The organism is Ruegeria sp. CDSA221, from assembly GCF_059611825.1.
The window spans coordinates 322,263-339,116 of record NZ_JBXWPK010000003.1 but is presented as its reverse complement, the minus strand read 5'-3'; the positions used below and the strand labels follow the sequence as shown (position 1 = coordinate 339,116).

General features: G+C 58.0%; 20 protein-coding genes. 5 read left to right on the top strand and 15 right to left on the bottom strand.

Annotated elements, in window-relative coordinates; translation table 11 throughout:
* Positions 1-181: 181 nt before the first annotated feature.
* The gene (gene ald, locus AC2FJ5_RS06625) at positions 182-1,300 is read right to left on the bottom strand and encodes an alanine dehydrogenase (protein WP_271948547.1); all 1,119 of its coding nucleotides are present in this window, start codon (positions 1,298-1,300) and stop codon (positions 182-184) included.
* Positions 1,301-1,436: 136 nt separating this feature from the next.
* Here ald and AC2FJ5_RS06620 point away from each other — a divergent pair, with 136 nt between their 5' ends.
* Positions 1,437-1,895 (top strand): Lrp/AsnC family transcriptional regulator, encoded by a 459-nt coding sequence (locus tag AC2FJ5_RS06620; protein WP_142635322.1) that lies wholly within the window; start codon positions 1,437-1,439, stop codon positions 1,893-1,895.
* A 1-nt stretch (position 1,896) separates the two neighbouring features.
* On the opposite strand, the gene AC2FJ5_RS06615 is transcribed toward AC2FJ5_RS06620, so the two are convergent.
* A complete protein-coding gene (locus tag AC2FJ5_RS06615; RefSeq protein ID WP_496792838.1) occupies positions 1,897-2,736 on the bottom strand; it encodes a CPBP family intramembrane glutamic endopeptidase in 840 nt (279 codons plus the stop codon).
* 276 nt (positions 2,737-3,012) lie between these two features.
* Here AC2FJ5_RS06615 and ppk2 point away from each other — a divergent pair, with 276 nt between their 5' ends.
* Positions 3,013-3,930, top strand: coding sequence for a polyphosphate kinase 2 (gene ppk2, locus AC2FJ5_RS06610; protein ID WP_496689073.1), 918 nt, complete (start codon positions 3,013-3,015; stop codon positions 3,928-3,930).
* Positions 3,931-3,980: 50 nt separating this feature from the next.
* Here ppk2 and AC2FJ5_RS06605 read toward each other — a convergent pair whose 3' ends face one another.
* Together AC2FJ5_RS06605 and rpsU are read right to left on the bottom strand one after the other, a co-directional pair.
* Positions 3,981-4,919 (bottom strand): CAP domain-containing protein, encoded by a 939-nt coding sequence (locus tag AC2FJ5_RS06605; RefSeq protein WP_496792837.1) that lies wholly within the window; start codon positions 4,917-4,919, stop codon positions 3,981-3,983.
* A 294-nt stretch (positions 4,920-5,213) separates the two neighbouring features.
* Positions 5,214-5,420 carry a 30S ribosomal protein S21 gene (rpsU, locus tag AC2FJ5_RS06600; RefSeq protein WP_005614280.1) on the bottom strand — a complete coding sequence of 69 codons (207 nt, stop codon included), beginning with the start codon at positions 5,418-5,420 and terminating at the stop codon, positions 5,214-5,216.
* Between the two features lie 111 nt (positions 5,421-5,531).
* Between rpsU and AC2FJ5_RS06595 the strand changes: the two genes are divergently transcribed.
* Both AC2FJ5_RS06595 and AC2FJ5_RS06590 read left to right on the top strand, forming a co-directional pair.
* Positions 5,532-6,224 (top strand): COQ9 family protein, encoded by a 693-nt coding sequence (locus tag AC2FJ5_RS06595; RefSeq protein ID WP_496785860.1) that lies wholly within the window; start codon positions 5,532-5,534, stop codon positions 6,222-6,224.
* A gap of 62 nt (positions 6,225-6,286) precedes the next feature.
* On the top strand, positions 6,287-7,273 hold the full coding sequence (locus AC2FJ5_RS06590; protein ID WP_496691843.1) for an NAD(P)H-quinone oxidoreductase: 987 nt from the start codon (positions 6,287-6,289) through the stop codon (positions 7,271-7,273).
* Positions 7,274-7,282: 9 nt separating this feature from the next.
* Here AC2FJ5_RS06590 and AC2FJ5_RS06585 read toward each other — a convergent pair whose 3' ends face one another.
* Entirely contained in the window at positions 7,283-8,140 is an 858-nt protein-coding gene (locus tag AC2FJ5_RS06585; RefSeq protein WP_496707992.1) for a DUF2189 domain-containing protein, read from the bottom strand.
* 195 nt (positions 8,141-8,335) lie between these two features.
* Between AC2FJ5_RS06585 and AC2FJ5_RS06580 the strand changes: the two genes are divergently transcribed.
* Positions 8,336-9,319 (top strand): quinone oxidoreductase family protein, encoded by a 984-nt coding sequence (locus AC2FJ5_RS06580; protein WP_271948533.1) that lies wholly within the window; start codon positions 8,336-8,338, stop codon positions 9,317-9,319.
* 44 nt (positions 9,320-9,363) lie between these two features.
* Here the strand turns inward: AC2FJ5_RS06580 and AC2FJ5_RS06575 are convergent, their stop codons facing one another.
* From AC2FJ5_RS06575 to AC2FJ5_RS06530, 10 genes are all read right to left on the bottom strand, one after another.
* Complete coding sequence (locus tag AC2FJ5_RS06575) at positions 9,364-9,897, bottom strand: outer membrane protein (protein WP_271948532.1); 534 nt, start codon at positions 9,895-9,897, stop codon at positions 9,364-9,366.
* Positions 9,898-10,158: 261 nt separating this feature from the next.
* Positions 10,159-10,635: a YHS domain-containing (seleno)protein gene (locus tag AC2FJ5_RS06570; protein ID WP_496693544.1), complete on the bottom strand. Its 477-nt coding sequence runs from the start codon at positions 10,633-10,635 to the stop codon at positions 10,159-10,161.
* A gap of 216 nt (positions 10,636-10,851) precedes the next feature.
* Entirely contained in the window at positions 10,852-11,688 is an 837-nt protein-coding gene (locus tag AC2FJ5_RS06565; RefSeq protein WP_496792836.1) for a fatty acid desaturase, read from the bottom strand.
* A 65-nt stretch (positions 11,689-11,753) separates the two neighbouring features.
* On the bottom strand, positions 11,754-12,296 hold the full coding sequence (locus tag AC2FJ5_RS06560; protein WP_496792834.1) for a GbsR/MarR family transcriptional regulator: 543 nt from the start codon (positions 12,294-12,296) through the stop codon (positions 11,754-11,756).
* Between the two features lie 81 nt (positions 12,297-12,377).
* Positions 12,378-12,986, bottom strand: a complete 609-nt coding sequence (gene plsY, locus AC2FJ5_RS06555) for a glycerol-3-phosphate 1-O-acyltransferase PlsY (protein WP_142635346.1) — start codon at positions 12,984-12,986, stop codon at positions 12,378-12,380.
* Positions 12,986-14,266, bottom strand: coding sequence for a dihydroorotase (gene pyrC / locus AC2FJ5_RS06550; RefSeq protein WP_496792833.1), 1,281 nt, complete (start codon positions 14,264-14,266; stop codon positions 12,986-12,988). Before pyrC ends, plsY begins: the two co-directional genes overlap by 1 nt.
* The gene (locus AC2FJ5_RS06545) at positions 14,263-14,649 is read right to left on the bottom strand and encodes a hypothetical protein (RefSeq protein ID WP_496792832.1); all 387 of its coding nucleotides are present in this window, start codon (positions 14,647-14,649) and stop codon (positions 14,263-14,265) included. Before AC2FJ5_RS06545 ends, pyrC begins: the two co-directional genes overlap by 4 nt.
* Entirely contained in the window at positions 14,634-15,152 is a 519-nt protein-coding gene (locus AC2FJ5_RS06540) for a hypothetical protein (protein ID WP_496701805.1), read from the bottom strand. The genes AC2FJ5_RS06545 and AC2FJ5_RS06540 overlap by 16 nt, the downstream gene beginning before the upstream one ends.
* Positions 15,149-16,084, bottom strand: coding sequence for an aspartate carbamoyltransferase catalytic subunit (locus AC2FJ5_RS06535; RefSeq protein ID WP_142635354.1), 936 nt, complete (start codon positions 16,082-16,084; stop codon positions 15,149-15,151). The genes AC2FJ5_RS06540 and AC2FJ5_RS06535 overlap by 4 nt, the downstream gene beginning before the upstream one ends.
* A gap of 74 nt (positions 16,085-16,158) precedes the next feature.
* Positions 16,159-16,818, bottom strand: coding sequence for a scavenger receptor class F, member 2 (locus AC2FJ5_RS06530; RefSeq protein WP_496792831.1), 660 nt, complete (start codon positions 16,816-16,818; stop codon positions 16,159-16,161).
* Positions 16,819-16,854 lie beyond the last annotated feature (36 nt).

Sequence of the window (16,854 nt, the reverse complement as noted above, 5' to 3'; positions counted from 1 at the left end):
CGCTCGGGCATTGAAATACCCTCCTCCGGTTGGGCCCGGCGCCGCGCTAATCGCGCGGCGTCGTTGTTTTTGGTGCCCCGTTCAACGCTGTAAACAGGTCACGCCGCTTCGAAAAGGCGGCGCTATGCCCAACGCTGCAAACGCCCTCGGGAGAGGGCGCTTCAGGGGCTGGAGGCTTTCGTCAGGATTTGATGACGACGTTGGGGGATACCACGTCAATCCCAAGCGCTTTGCCAACCGCATAATAGGTGAGTTGGCCGGCGTGAACGTTCAAGCCAGCCAGCAGGTGCGGATCATCCTGACAGGCCTGTTTCCATCCTTTATCCGCCAGCGCCAGCATGAACGGCATTGTGGCGTTGCCCAGTGCTATTGTTGACGTTCTTGCAACCGCGCCAGGCATGTTGGCCACGCAGTAATGCATGACGCCGTCAACTTCATAGATCGGGTCCGCATGGGTTGTGGCCTTTGAGGTTTCAAAACAGCCGCCCTGGTCGATGGCAACATCCACCAGAACCGCGCCGGGTTTCATGGTGGACAGCTGCGCGCGCGTCACCAGTTTCGGCGCTGCCGCACCCGGGATCAGCACAGCGCCAATCACCATGTCGGCGGTCTGGATCAGCTCCGCGGTCGCACCTGCAGTTGAATACTGGTTCTTAAACTGACCGCCGAACACGTCGTCCAGATAACGCAGCCGGGGCAGGGACCGGTCCAGTACCGTCACATCCGCGCCCATTCCTGCGGCGATCTTGGCGGCATGGGTGCCGACGACGCCCCCACCGATAACCACAACTTTTGCTGGACCAACGCCGGGGACGCCACCCATCAGCACTCCGCGGCCGCCATTGGCCTTTTGCAGCGTCCAGGATCCGACCTGTGGTGCCAGACGACCCGCAACCTCGGACATGGGTGCAAGCAGGGGCAGACCTCCATTTGCATCGGTCACTGTCTCATAGGCGATAGCCGTACAGCCCGATTCCAGCAGGTCATGGGTCTGATCCGGATCCGGGGCCAGATGCAGGTAGGTGAACAAAAGCTGCCCTTCACGCAGCATCTTGCGTTCGCCCGCCTGGGGTTCTTTGACTTTGACAATCATCTCTGCGGTGGCAAAAACTTCTTCCGCACTGTCCACGATGCGGGCACCTGCGGCGACGTAATCATCGTTATCAAACCCGGCGCCAATGCCAGCTCCGTTTTCGATTATCACGTCATGGCCACGAGACACCGCCTCTTGTGCGGCGTTGGGCGTCATGCCGACACGGAATTCCTGCGGCTTGATTTCTTTGGGGCAACCGATTTTCATTAGGTCTCTCCGTTCCTAAACTGCCTAAATAATGGGCGGTTTCGAGTGCAATTTCTGTGAAACTCTGCCCGCATTCCGGCTTTTCTTCGGGAAAATCTTCGCTACAATGGGTAAAACCCGCAAAGGAATTGCGTGGATGAGCCTTGATACGACAGATAGAAAGATTCTGGCTGCCTTGCAGCGGAATGGTCGAATGTCGAATGCCGAATTGTCCGAGCAGGTGAATTTGTCGCCTTCGGCCTGCCACAGGCGGGTACAGAGGCTTGAGGCCGATGGCTATATCCGCAACTACGTTGCCTTGTTGGACGCACGCAAGATGAATGTGCCAACAACGGTGTTTGTCGAGATCACCTTGCAGGGTCAGGCCGAGGAAGTACTGGAGGCTTTTGAGAAAGCCGTTGCGCGGATCCCGGATGTTTTGGAATGCCACCTGATGGCAGGAACTGCGGACTACATCCTGAAGGTCGTTGCCGAAAACACCGAGGATTTCGCCCGCATCCACCGCCAATATCTGTCTCGACTTCCAGGCGTGGCGCAGATGCAAAGTTCATTCGCGCTTCGGACTGTGTTCAAGACGACGGCGTTGCCGGTTTAACCTAGGCTGGGCCGGGATAGGTGAAAATCACCAGATGCGCCGCGTTAAAGGCGAAATGCATCAGAACCGGAACCCAAAGACGTCCTGTCGCGTAATATCCCAGGCCACATGCCGCGCCAAGAAGGGCTGCAAAGAAAACCAACGCAGGTCCACCTGCAAAATGTGCAAGCCCGAAAAGCAGGCTGGCCGCAGCAATCCCCGCAGCAGCCCCCAGGTGTTTGGAAAGTGCTGATTGCAGATAGCCACGGAAAAAGGCCTCTTCCGTGAGGCAGGTAAGAAACAGGTTGGAAAGTGCAAAGATCATCCACCAATGGGGAAGGGTGAACTCTGGCCGGATGGCACCAACTGAGAGGCCCAGTAGAAACAGGGCCGGCAATGCGACCAGCCCGACCGCCAGCGGCGATTTGCGTATATACGCTACCCCATCATTCATGCGTGGCCAGGCCAGAAGGACGGCGAACAGGATCAGAGGCTTGTCCAGGTTCAGGTACATCGTGAAATCGGTGCTGCCCGGACCGGAATGAACCCGGTCCAGTACCAGAAGGTTATGAAAGCCCGGAACCAGATGTGCGCCCATGGCCAAGCACCACAGGATCAAGGCGATATGTCCAACAAAGGAAAACGCACCGTTCAAACCGCGTAGCATCAACGCCCCGGCAAGACCTGCTGACGAAATAGCTGCGGCAAAGGGCGTGACCAGACCCAAGGTCAGGGCAATCAGGCCAAAACAGGTCAGCAGAACGAACCCCAAAGACCATTTCCCCGAAACAGCGCATATCTGCGCGGCGATCAGGATAAACCAGGGCCAAACAACCGGCAGAACAGATATGAAATGCGCCACGGCCCCTCTCTGAAATGACCTGTGCTTTGATGCCCTCAGAACACTCGGGCTGGCAAGTCGTGTTAACAGGCTTCATACAAACTGAAGTAGGGGTGGTTCTGGCGATTGAATGATCCAGCCGAGGGGAAATGCCAAGTTTCCGATTTCCTGGGGCAGTGATCTTGCTGACCCCGGCAGATAAGCTTAGAAAAAGGCTTTCATCTACCTCTGTGATGACATCAGGCGGTTACACGCGCCTGATAGGGTCCTGACCCGAGAATTGATAAGGAGCAGACCTTGACCGACGAGTTTAACCATGCACCAAAAGACTGGCTCGAAGCCGAGTTGGAAGACGCGCTGGACGAAGATTTTGAGATCGAATTCAGCGAGCCCATGCTGTCGGTGGAAGTGCGGAAGATCTACAAGGATCAGCATCCCGACATGCTGGATCGCAAGGTCTATTTCCGTAACTTGCTGCGACTTCAGGCTGAACTGATCAAGGTGCAGGACTGGGTGCAACATACCGGTGCCAAGGTCTGTATCCTGTTTGAAGGCCGGGACAGTGCTGGCAAGGGTGGGGTGATTAAGCGGATTACGCAGCGTCTGAATCCGCGTGTTGCCCGGGTGGTTGCTCTGCCGGCGCCCAGCCGTCGTGAGCAGAGCCAGTGGTATTTCCAGCGTTACGTCCCGCATCTGCCCGCCGCCGGTGAGATCGTTCTGTTCGATCGGTCCTGGTATAACCGTGCCGGGGTCGAAAGGGTGATGGGGTTTGCCAGCAAAGATCAGGTTGATCAGTTCTTTCAGGACGTTCCGGAATTCGAACGGATGTTGGTTCGATCCGGGATCATCTTGCTGAAATACTGGTTCTCGATCACGGATGAGGAACAGCAGCTGCGATTCCTTATGCGGATTCACGATCCTATGAAACAGTGGAAACTGTCCCCCATGGATCTGGAATCCCGTATCCGCTGGGAGGCCTATACCAAAGCCAAAGAGGACATGCTGTTCCGTACCAACATCCGAGAGGCGCCCTGGTACATCGTCGAAGGCAACGACAAAAAGCGTGAGCGCCTGAACTGTATTGAGCATCTTCTGACCAAGATCCCCTATACGGATGTACCGCAGGAAAAAGTCGACCTCCCGGATCGCAAATATAATCCGGAATACGAACGGCGTGTTTTGCCGGACGAGCTGTACGTGCCCAAGATTTACTGATCACAGTTCGAAAAGTGCGAGGCCATTATGCCTCGCACCGCTTGGTCTGATCAAGCTGCGTCGGCCATGCAATTCATGTCAAAATAGTTGAACGTGAACATGTCGCAGGTCCCGATTTCGGGCATATCGTCCGGCGTCGCAGGGTTAATATCAGCGGGATCGTTATTGCTAGCCAGGCTAATATCAAATTCGTCCATTGTCGCATCCGCGTCGGGCATGAAATCGTTGTTCCAAGTGAACTGATCCAGCTGTGACTGGAGGTCTTCAACAAAGGTTGCAATTTCGTCGAGGAAAGCAGTGAGGTCGAAACACCATGAAGGAATCCCCTCCTCTACGATTTCAATGTCCGGGTTATCACTGACCGGCTCGTCTGTGTCGGTTACGTCTGAATCCGGAGCATCGGTGTCAGGCGTGTCGGTGGCGGGCGTATCGGTAACATCCGTGTCCGGGGCATCGGTATCCGGAATATCAGGGTCCACGGGGTCGGCAATAACATCATCCGGTGTGACCGGGGTCTGAGGAGCAGCTCCATCATCAAGAACCACACTGCCGTCCGTGGATGCAAAGTTCTGAGTGACCATTACCGCATCGAATCCTTGCATATCTCCGGATTCGATGCCGATCCCGATGTATTCGAAGTCCGGGTTCAGAATATTGGCACGGTGACCGGGGCTGTTCATCAGGTTGTCGTGAAGCTGTGCGACATCATCGCTGATACCGGGGTCGCCCCGCTCGGATTGCCAAGCAATGTTTTCGCCGGTGCGCCAGCTTCCAGACAAGTCGAATCCGGCGCTTTCCATTCGGTTGGTTGCGGACGAACCACCGGACCCTGTGTGGCTGAACGTATCTGTGTTCAGCATCCAGGTGCTGTGGTCCTCGGACGACTCGTTCAGACTGGTTTCAAGTTGTAAGGGGTTCAGTCCGCGGGATGTGCGTTCCTGGTTGATTAGATCCAGCATTTCGCGCTCGAATGCATTTGCAGTTGACATGTTTGCCTCCGTTTTTGGTTATGTCCGGTTGGACATTGCCACTTAGAGGCGAATAGCCTGCCTCGGATAGGAGGCTTGAAAACATGGAAAAAATTCGGCGTCTTGGCGCTGGGTCAACAGGATTCGCTGCGCTGCAATATGCCGGGCAAAATCCCGCTTGAGGTGAAATGGCAGCTTGCCGCATACCTGACGGACGAGTCAGCGAACTGTTACCGACCCTGAAAACGACAAACCCCCGGGCGATGCCTCGGGGGTCGTCAAATAGTGTCATCCAAAACTGGACGAGGAAGGTGCTTAGAGCAAACCTTCGCGCTGTGCTTTCTTACGTGCCAGTTTACGGGCACGGCGGATCGCTTCAGCTTTCTCGCGCGCTTTTTTCTCGGACGGTTTCTCGAAATGTTGCTTAAGCTTCATTTCGCGGAACACGCCTTCGCGCTGCAGCTTTTTCTTCAGGGCACGAAGCGCCTGATCGACGTTATTGTCGCGAACACTAACCTGCATGTGGTTGTCACCACCTTTCTAGATAGAGTTGCAAGGAAATTGCAGGAATTGGCCGTATAGCAAAGCGCCTCTATCTTGTCTAGTACTGGTCCTGATAACCGGAGAACCGCCATGACAACCACCTATGAAGACGCCAAGCAGCAGCTTTTGGATGCGATGCTGACACATGTTCCCTTCGATGGCTGGTCGGAAACCAGCTTTCGCGCGGCGATTGAAGAATGTGGAATGGATGACGTTCTGGTGCGAGCGATTTGTCCGCGTGGTGCCGTTGACCTGGCGTTGGCATTTCATGCGCGCGGGGACGCAGTGATGGCAGATCGCCTTAAAACTGAGGATTTGGGCGATATCAAATTCCGTGACCGGATCGCTGCTGCCGTCCGCTTCCGGCTGCAGGCCGTGCCGGATAAGGAACTCGTGCGCCGAGGTATGACCATGTTTTCGCTGCCAAGCCACGCGGCTGATGGCGCAAGGGCAGTATGGCAAACCTGTGATCTGATCTGGGACACGCTGGGGGATACGTCCGACGACGTGAACTGGTACACCAAGCGGGCGACATTGTCGGGGGTCTATTCCTCGACCCTGTTGTTCTGGTTGGGGGACGATTCGCCCGGGAATCAGAAAACGTGGGAGTTTCTGGACCGTCGTATCGACAATGTCATGCAGTTCGAAAAGCTTAAGGGGCAGGTGAGGGACAATCCTCTGTTCAGACCGTTTCTTGCTGTTCCGAATTGGCTGGCCGGGCAGGTGAAGGCTCCGACTAAAACCCACGGCACGCTTCCCGGATTCCTGACACCGCGCAAGTAGTCCTCTTGCTACTGGGCCTTGACGTTTCAGCCTGCTAGGCATTGGCCAAAGGAGATCTACCCATGACTCAGATGATGCGCGCCGTTGAAATCACCGAACCCGGCGGTCCGGATGTTCTGCAACTGACAGAACGCCCGATGCCCCAAGCTTTGGCCGGTCAAGTGGTCCTCAAAGTCGCCTATGCGGGGGTGAACCGCCCGGATGCTCTGCAGCGCGCCGGTGCCTATAATCCACCTCCGGGTGCCAGTGATCTGCCGGGTCTTGAGGCCGCGGGTGAGGTCGTGGCCGTCGGGACGGGGGTCGAAGACCTATCCGTTGGCGATCAGGTCTGTGCTTTGCTGCCGGGCGGCGGCTATGCCGAATATGTGGCCACACCTGCGGCACATTGTTTGCCGGTGCCAGCGGGGATGGGCCTGAAAGAAGCCGCCTGCCTGCCCGAGACCTTCTTTACCGTCTGGTCCAACGTCTTTATGCGCGGCAGCCTGAAGGCCGGTGAGCGGTTTCTGGTGCATGGTGGTTCCAGTGGTATCGGCACAACGGCGATTCAGCTGGCGAACGCCTTTGGAGCGCGGGTTTTTGCTACTGCAGGCTCGGCTGAAAAATGTGAGGCCTGTGAAAAGCTGGGTGCCGAACAGGCGATCAACTACCGTGACGCGGATTTCGTAGCCGCGATGCGGGCCGAGGGCGGGGCGAATCTGATACTGGACATGGTGGGCGGCGACTATATCCCACGCAACGTCAAGGCGCTGGCCGAGGATGGGCGGCTGGTGCAGATAGCCTTCCTTCAGGGGCCCGTGGTCGAGCTGAATTTTGCGCTTATGATGGTCAAACGGCTGACCTTGACTGGCAGTACCCTGCGCCCGCAAAGCGATCTGGCCAAGGCAAAAATCGCTTCGGATCTGCACGAAGCAGTCTGGCCATTGCTCGAGGCGGGAAAAGTTGCCCCTGTCATGGATAGTGAGTTTGATCTGGCTGATGCGGCGGCGGCCCATGCCCGCATGGAAAGCTCTGGCCATATTGGCAAGATTGTTCTGAAAGTTGCGGGATAAAGCTGTGTTTCAGGCCACAGCGCGCCGATAGAGATGCCAGGTGGCGTGGCCCAGTACCGGCATCACGACGATCAGGCCCAGCAACATCGGGATCGCTCCGATGACCAGCAGCGCGGCAACGATGAATCCCCAGCTCAGGATGACGCCCGGATTGCGACGCAACACCCGTACGGATGTCACCACGGCGACCGGAACGCCCACTTTGCGGTCCAGCAGCAGCGGAAAGCTGACGACGCTGATTGCCAGAGCGACGAGGGCAAACAGAAACCCAACAGCGTTCCCGAACAAGATCATGGTCCATCCAGCGGCGGTGGTGAACACTTGGGTTAGAAAGGCACCCAGCGACGCGGGCAGGTCAGGGCCGAGTGTCTGAACATAGATGCTCTGCGCGACCATCAGCCAGACCAGAAACAGCATGACCATGTAAAACGCCAAAGCCAGAATTGCACCCAGGGAAGGGGACCGGAACACGCCAAACGCATCCAGCCATCCAGCCTCGCCACCTTGTTCTCGTTTGCGGCTGATTTCGTACAGGCCAAGGGCGGCTACCGGACCCACAAGCGCAAAACCACCAACCAGCGGTGCCAGCAGTGGAACCATGTTTGTGTTCAGCCCAATTCCGAACATCAGAAAACCTGCGATCGGATAGATGAGCACCACGAATATCGCATCGGCCCTTGTATCCAGAAAATCGCTGTATCCTGCCCTCAGGCAGGCCCAAAGATCATCCATCGTCAGCGTACGAACCACTGGCAGGTGCCGTGTATCCGCGCTGCCGATATGGCTGATATTTTCAGCTAGGTGATCCCCGGTTGCACCTATGTTCCGTGCCGCCCAGGTGATCGGATTGCCAATCGTTTTGTCCATTGCCGTCCCCTCCTGCTTTGCGATGTTGCGCAGCGGGGTCAATCCGGCGACTTGTTGCTTTTGGCCGGACCAGCCAGCAACGCCTTGGGCATAGTATAGCACAATTTTTCGCGTTTGGGTTGCGCCTCGCGTAATCGTGTCGATTGCCCTGCGTCACAGGCATGTTAGCTTGGCCTGAGGCTAGAGGAGGACAACATGCAGAAAACGGCACGAACCGTCGTCATCCATGAACACGGCGGCCCGGAGGTTCTGAAGATCGAAGATCGCCCACTTGGTGAACCCGGCCCCGGTGAGGTTCGTATTCGTCATCATGCCTGCGGGCTGAATTTCATTGATGTATATCAGCGCACTGGGCTGTATCCGCTGGATCTGCCTCAGGCTTTGGGCATGGAGGCCGCTGGCGTGATCGATGCCGTCGGGGAAGGTGTAACGCATCTGGAACCCGGGCAGCGCGCGGCCTATGCTGCCTCTCCGCCCGGTGCCTATTGCGAGGCACGGGTCATGCCCGCCGCACAGGTGTGCCCGCTTCCGGATGGAATTTCTTTTGATGCGGCGGCGGCGATGATGCTCAAGGGGATGACAGTCGAATATCTGTTTCATCGAACCACACCGCTGAAACGCGGGGATACCGTGCTGTTTCATGCAGCTGCCGGGGGTGTTGGCTTGATTGCCTGCCAATGGGCCAAATCCGAGGGGATCACGTTGATCGGTACTGCCGGAACCGATGAAAAATGCAGTCTGGCGCAGTTCAACGGTGCCGCGCATTGCATCAATTACCGGACCGAGAACTTTGCCGAGCGCGTCGCGCAGATCACCAAAGGCAAAGGCGTAGACGCGGTGATGGATTCCATCGGGTCGGACACGTTTGACGGGTCGCTCGACAGCCTGAAACCGCTGGGCATGATGATCTCGTTCGGCAATGCTTCTGGCCCGGTGCCTTTGATCGACATTGGCATTCTGGCCAAGAAAGGATCGCTCAAGATAACGCGGCCAACGCTCTTCACACATATTTCGGACCACGCGGTCTGTCAGGCCATGGCGCGGCGCCTGTTCAACAAGGTCGAAGGCGGCGAGGTCAAAATCCACATTGATCAGAGGTTCCCGCTGGATCAGGTGGCCGAGGCCCATCGCGCACTTGAGGCGCGCCAAACCACAGGCAGCACAGTTCTTGAACTGTAAATGAAAGGAACCCGGCGTTTGTGCCGGGTTCCGTCACTGTTTCCTTAGAACCGGTAGGTTGCACGGGCCTGGATTGTGGTCGCGTCCACATCAATTCCGGTCGAATCGAAATCGTTGAATTCGTGATACAGGATTTCGCCTCCAACGCTGACATTGGGGGCGACAATCTGTTCATACCCAGCGCCGATGAACCAACCATCGTCACTGCCAAGATTGTCCGTACTCGCCTCGGCATAGCCCCCGATACCATATAGCAGCCCCACCGGAGTCACTTTGTATCCGGCGCGTGCTTTCAGGCGCCAAACGTCTTCGACCTCGACGCCGGGGGTCAGTTCAATGCTGGTCCAGTCATAGTCAAAGCCGCCACCGACAACCCAATCCCCCAGATCATAATCATATCCCAACACGATACCGCCAATCGCGCCATCACCGTCGACGCCCGAAACATTGGTGTCGATATCGGCATAGCCGACCTGAAGGCCGCCGTAAAAGCCCGTCCAGTTGCCCGAGGATTGCGCCGAGGCGCCTCCGGCCGCAATAGAGGCGATAAAGGCCGCAATAAAAAATCTACCTGTCATTCTGTTAACCTTTCTTTCGAATTGGTCTTCAGCAAACCTGTGCTGCTCATTTGTACGTGGTATTGCCAGGGCCCGGTCTGACGACCGGATCGCTGTCTTTTGGCTGTTTCCGTACCTGATTTCTGTGCCGCCGCTTCGGGGCACTGGCCCACGTTTTTTGGGCTCGTTCCTGCTTGAACAACTAGGGTGAAAAATGGCGGTTTCAAATGACAATCGGCGGCAGGGTGAACTGCCGCCGATCCGGTGTTTTTCTTAGGCGGATTATTGCGCCTGCAACTCGGCCGGGCTCTTGTCGGCGATATCTTTCCAGTTGGTGTCGGCGCTCTTGTTAAAGCCGGGGATGTCGCCTTCCCAGCGTTCCTGAATATCTGCGGACAGATTCAGGTACAGCTTGTTGTCGACGATTCTCCAGTAGTTCGGGTCGCCGTCAAACTTGAAGCCCATCGCGGTGCCGAATGCGCAATAGCCACCATAGGCGGGCAGGTAGGCTTCGGGGTTTTCTTCAAACGCGACTTTGTTTTCTTCCGAGGCAAAGCGGTACAAGGCTTCATTGTGCAGCGCAGTGATGCGGTAATCGCCCTTGGTGGCTTCGCCAGCGGTGAAGTAAGCGACCGGGTCATAGCCCTGCAGCGCCAGACCGGTCGAACTTGCGTTCAGTTCGACGCCTGCAGCGAGGGTTGAGCTTGCGATGGCAACAGACAGCGCGACGCCGCCGATAAGGGATTTGATCTTGTTCATTGTTTTCACCTTTCGTGAATCGGACTGCCGGGGGATTCTGTAATTGAGTCTGGGCAACCCTGATTGTTTTGTTCCGTGCGGTCGGTAATTGGCCGCCACGACCCCGAAGTGGGCAGCGTATTGATCACGTTCAAAACAACTAAAGGTGATTGTGTGCTGGCAAACGGATCCTGTGCGTTTCCGCTCAGGATCCTTGGGTGCGCGTATCAGCAAGGATTAGGGTTCAACCCGGAACCGGCGGGGTTCCAGCCAGCCGATGACCGGCTTGCGACTTGCGGCATATCCTGCAACCGAACGTTCCAGCCGATCCGCAAGAACGGGCAACCGGCTGACAGGAACCTTCGGGAACAGATGGTGTTCGCGGTGGTAGAACATCAGATAGGCCAGCCGCGCCAGCACCCCGCGTTGACTGCGCGCGGCAACGCCACTGTCATGCGTGCCCTGATGGGTTATCCAGACCGCAAACAGGGCGGCAAGGCATTGGGCTGTGCTCATCGCAGCCACGTGCAGCAGCAGGGTTTGCGATCCGCTCAGTACAGCAGTGGCGATCACGGCAAGCACCAGCCCCCAGTCGATCAGGATGCGGCGACGGGCCTTGACGTTGGCGACCCGCCAGGCCGCACGGTTGATGTCGAAGGGAAACCGGGGTCCGTATACCAAGACCTGCGCCAGGGTCATGTACCCGCAATTCCCCTCGCAATCGCCCGGACCCATGGCGTGTTTGTGATGCAGCAGGTGGCATTGGCAGAAAGCGTGGTTAGAACCCAACATAAGCGCGCTGAGCACATGCATCACCAAGGAATCCTGCCGCCGCGACAGCCCGAGATTGCCATGGATCGCTTCGTGGTTCAGGCGCAGGGCGCACAGAAAGAACAGAAAGCTGGCCATAGCACCAAGTGGCCAGAGGGCAGTACTGTAGAGCGTCAGAGAAAGCAGCAGCCAGGGCAGCGGCAGCATCAGTTCCTTGATCTTGCCCCAGCGGTTCAGGGGAACCAGGTCGGCCCATTGGATGCCTTTCGGGGCGCGTTCGGGCGGGCGTTTGGGCTGGATCATGTCATGCTCCTTCTTACATCATATTCTGAGATTTCTGTATCGAGAGAAATTTGGAGGCAAAATTTTTAGGGCGACTTGTCTCCTTGTCCCTTTGGCAGCAGCCGGGCGATGCGTCCACCAAGTTTGACGATTGCCAGTTGAACGCGGCGAGGTAGACGGTTCACATCGACATACCAGTCGTCGAACATTTGCATGGTCTCTAACGTCTCATCAATCCGCTGGCGCACTTTGGGCGAGGTGTCGTCATTCTGAGCCTCTTGGGCAACGATACGCAGCGCGGCCAAGGTGGGCGCATATTCACGTTCGCGGCGGCCTTCGACCACAGCTTTGGTCAGGTCAAACATGTCCCGGATCGAATGAAAGTGATCGCGCCGGTCACCCAGGTTTCGGCTGGCTTTGATTAGCTTCCAGCCTTGCAGTTCCTTCAGCCCGGTCGAGACGTTCGAGCGGGCCAGCCCGAGCGTTTCACAGATCTCATCTGCAGTCATCGGTTCGGGCGAGATGTGCAATAGCGCGTGGATTTGCGCGACCGAGCGGCTCACACCCCACTTGGTACCCATTTCCCCCCAATGGAGGATAAAGCCGCGCATGGATTCAGTAAGGTGCATGATTGTATCCAGTAATTTCTGTAATGACAGAAATTACAGATGGAAATGATTCGATCAAGAGCCAATTAACTCAGGCGGATATCAGGTCTTGGACCCGATCCTGGGTTCGGTGCCAGCTTTGATGCGCGAGATATTGGCGGCATGGCGCCAGTACACAAGCAATGTCAGGACGATTCCCAGAATAAACGTCGACCCGTCACTCAAAACCATGACCCAGGTTGTAGACAGGGACGCTGCTGCAAGGGCCCCAAGCGACGAAATCCGCCAGATGGCAGCGGCCACCAGCCAAGTTATGCAGCAGGCAATGCCCACGCCCCAGTCAAGCGCTAGCCAGAGGCCCAGAAAGGTCGCGACACCCTTGCCACCTTTGAAGCCCAACCAGACTGGAAAACAGTGGCCCAGAAACGCGGCCAATGCGGCGACCTGTACGGCGTCTTCCCCGGCCATGGCACGGGCGAGCAAGACGGCAGCGGCCCCTTTCCCGGCGTCAAAGATCAGAGTCAGCGCGGCGGCGGCCTTGTTGCCGGTGCGAAGTACATTGGTCGCCCCAATATTGCCCGACCCGATATCGCGCAGATTTCCCAGTCCCATCACCTTGGCGATGATCATGCCAAAGGGGATCGACCCCATCAGGTATCCAATCGCGGCCCAGAGGATCAGCTGGGTCATCGTACTGTCGATCAGGGGCATCAGGGTCTCCGGTATACTTCTTGGCCTGCCACAAAGGTTGCGGTGACCTTACCTTGCATCCTCTGGCCGTCAAATGGCGTATTCTGCGATTTGGATCTAAGCGTGAACCGGTCCAGCACAAAGGGCACATCCGGGTCGAACAGAACCAGGTCGGCCGGCGCGCCCTCAGACAAGCGACCGCTGTCCAGACCCAGTCGTTTAGCTGGGTTCAGAGCCATCGCGCAGAACAGAGTCGGCAAGTCCAGTTGATCAGAATGGTACAGGCGCAAAGCCGCAGGCAGCAACGTCTCCAGCGCCACCGCGCCCGAGGCCGCCTCTTCAAACGGGAGGCGTTTGCTTTCTTCGTCCTGTGGCGTGTGCATGGAACTGATCGTGTCGATCAGACCTGCCCGCACCGCTTCGATGACAGCCCGCCGGTCATCTTCCGACCGCAGCGGAGGTTTGACCTTGAAGAAGGTGCGATAGTCGGCCACGTCCAGCTCATTCAGCGTCAGATGGTGGATCGAGGTGCCAGCAGTGATGTCCAGCCCGTTCCGCTTGGCCCGTTCCAGCGCGGGCAGGGCGCGGGCGGTGGTAATCTGATCGGCGTGATAGGCCGCACCGGTCATTTCCAGCAACGCAATGTCGCGGTCCAGCCCCATACGCTCGGCCATTGGGGAAACGGCGGGCAACCCGCGCAAGGCGGCGAATTTGCCGCTGGTGGCGGCGGCGCCAGCGCTCAGCCCCGGTTCCTGAGGGTGGGCGATCACCAGCGCACCGCAGGATTTCGCATAGGTCAGCGCGCGGGTGAACACTTTGGTATCTGCAATGACATGATCACAGTCGGTAAAGGCGACGGCACCGGCATCCAGCAGAAATCCGATCTCGGTCATCTCGCGCCCCTCGCGCCCTTTGGTCAGGGCCGCCATGGGCAGCACGTTGACCGGGGCATCCGCCTGTGCGCGCCGGGTCGCAAATTCCAGCGTTTCCGGCGTGTCCACGGCGGGTAAGGTATCGGGGCGCGTCACGATCGTGGTCACACCCCCTGCCGCCGCCGCCAGGCCTGCGGATTTATAGCTTTCCTTGTGCCGCTCGCCCGGCTCGCAAACCTTGACGCCGAGATCGACGATGCCCGGTGCCAGGCAATGCCCGCCGCAGTCGATGACCTGCGCGTCAATCGACGGGGCCGCACCTTCGCCCTTGGCCACGATACGGCCATCAGCCACATGCACCCATCCCGGTGCGTCCGCGCCAGTTTCGGGGTCGATCAGGCGGGCGTTGGTGAAGATCAGATTGCTCATGCCATGGCCCTTTCAATAGCGGTTTTGGTAGCGGCGGGATCTGCCTGATACTTGATCAGGTGCTTGTCCCCGCCTTTTGTAACGATTTGAACAAAGCTACCCATGGTTTTGACAGCCTCGATCTGGTTCAGCGCCACTTTGCGCGGGCCAGGGCCGGTCAGAGTAGTGTCTGTCATTTCCCATGCGGCCGTCAGCTCTTCTGAGGCCAGATACCACGCACGAATGCCGATTGCAGCAAGGCCCGCAGGCGCGCCGGTCCACACATAGGGATTACCGATCAGCCAAAGGATGATCATGGCCCCTGCCATAGCCGCGGCTGCCATCCACGTGTTGGAGCGGATATAGGCCCCTTTGTCGGGTGGAAAAGTCACAGGATCAGCCATAGGGCACCTCCGATAACCAGAAGGATCAGCAGCACCAGAACCGCAGAGCCCATGCGACGCGGTCTGTCATTTTGCGGTGCGGATTGCGGCGCCGAATACGGTTTCGCGCTTTCCGTCTCAATCCGGCCACCTGCCCAGCTTGTTGCTTCTTCGGTGTAGAGGCCGATCAGGCGCAGCCTGCGGTCGGGGCGCAAAGCGGCTGCACGACCGCGAAATGCGGCGCTGCGGACCACCAGAACCCAGCCGTCAATCGCATCCAGCGCTGTGTGGTCCAGCTGATCTGCGGACACGTCGCAGCCCACGGTCAGATAGCCATAGAGGCCAAGGTCTTCGAGGTCCGAGACGGGAAAGACGTCAACCTGTTCGGGATCCAGCCCCGCTACCCCTAGAATCTGATCGGCGGCTCCGGGTTCGCGCAGAAACTTGGCCTCTTCCGGGCGCATGTCGAGTGCGAACAGGCGGATAACGCCGTGTTCATGGGATGTGACGACCAGATCGCTCATGCGGCCTCGCGCAGATTGCGGGCCAGCAGTTCCATCGCAGCCATGCGGACGGCGACACCCATCTCAACCTGCTCCTGAATGACCGAGCGGTTGATATCATCAGCTAGCGTTCCGTCAATCTCGACCCCGCGGTTCATTGGGCCGGGATGCATTACAATGGCATCGGGTTTGGCCTGCGCCAGTTTGGCGGCATCCAGCCCGTAGCGATGATAGTATTCACGTTCCGAGGGGATGAACCCGCCATCCATCCGCTCTCTCTGAAGGCGCAGCATCATCACGACATCGACGTCTTGAAGGCCTTCGTTCATATCGTCATAGATCTCGGCTCCAAACTCGGCAAATTGGCTGGGGACCAGCGTTGGCGGGCCGATCAGGCGAATGCGGTTTTCCATCTTGCCGAGCAGGATCAAGTTCGACCGCGCCACGCGGGAATGGGCGACGTCGCCGCAGATCGCGATGTTCAACCGGTGCAGGCGACCCTTGGCGCGGCGAATGGTCAACGCATCCAGCAGCGCCTGTGTCGGGTGCTCATGCCGCCCGTCGCCTGCGTTCAGTACGGCGCAATTCACCTTCTGCGCCAACAGATCAACCGCGCCGGAATGCGGGTGCCGCACCACCAGAAGGTCGGGATGCATTGCGTTCAGCGTCATCGCCGTGTCGATCAGCGTCTCACCCTTTTTGATCGAGCTGGCCTGCATTGCCATATTCATCACATCCGCACCCAGCCGCTTGCCTGCCAGTTCGAAACTGGCCTGCGTGCGGGTCGAGTTTTCAAAGAACATGTTGATTTGCGTCAGCCCCGCCAGCACATCCGAGTGCTTGTTCGGTTGCCGGTTCATCTCGACATAGGTCTCGGCCAGATCAAGAATGGCGGTAATATCGGATTGGGACAGGTGCTCGATGCCAAGAAGGTGACGATGGGCGAAACGCATGGGCGGACTCCTGTCTGACAATCGGCCCGCTTATAGAAAGCCGCGCCGCGCAAGGCAACCTTGGGATCAAGGCGTTAGTGCAGTTTCTCGCACCCGCCTTCGGGCAAGCACAGTTCGCCGGGTTTGCACCATTTGCCATAGCCGCAGTCGATCGCCTTAACCGGCACACATCCTTGATGGTTCGAACATTTGAATCCGGGGCGGCATTGTGATCCGGTTTTCTCGCACAAGAACCAACCGGGCTGCGCGCATCCTCCGGCTGGCAGGCAGGATGATCCGGCCGCACAGGTCAAGCCGTCGTCACAGGTGATGGGGCTGCCGCTGGTGGCTGAATCCGGGTCGAATTCGGGGGTGTTTCGCTGGCATTCCCCGCGCGCGTTGCAAAAGCTGTCGCCGGGGCAGTCCAGACGCGTGGTGCATGCGTTGGCCCCTTTGGGTGCGCAGCGCAACCCGCCTGCCACGCAGCGCTCGAACGGCCCGCAGCTGCGGCCGCCGCCGCAATAGGTGCCGCCCAGCGGGATGCAATGATTGTCGAAACTGCATCTTTGCCCACCGGAACAGCACCGACTGCCACAGGCGAACTGCCCCGCGCGGCACTGGTCGTTACGGTCAAACAGCTGCGCCGAAACAGGCCCGCTGGCCATGGCCAACAGCGCCCAAATTGAGAGGATTCGAAACAGGATCAGCATGATTGCCCCAATGGTCGGTGCGACCGAGCGCGCAATCAAGGCCAATTCGCTTTCCCTCGGTCAAAAGGAGGTTAGATTGAG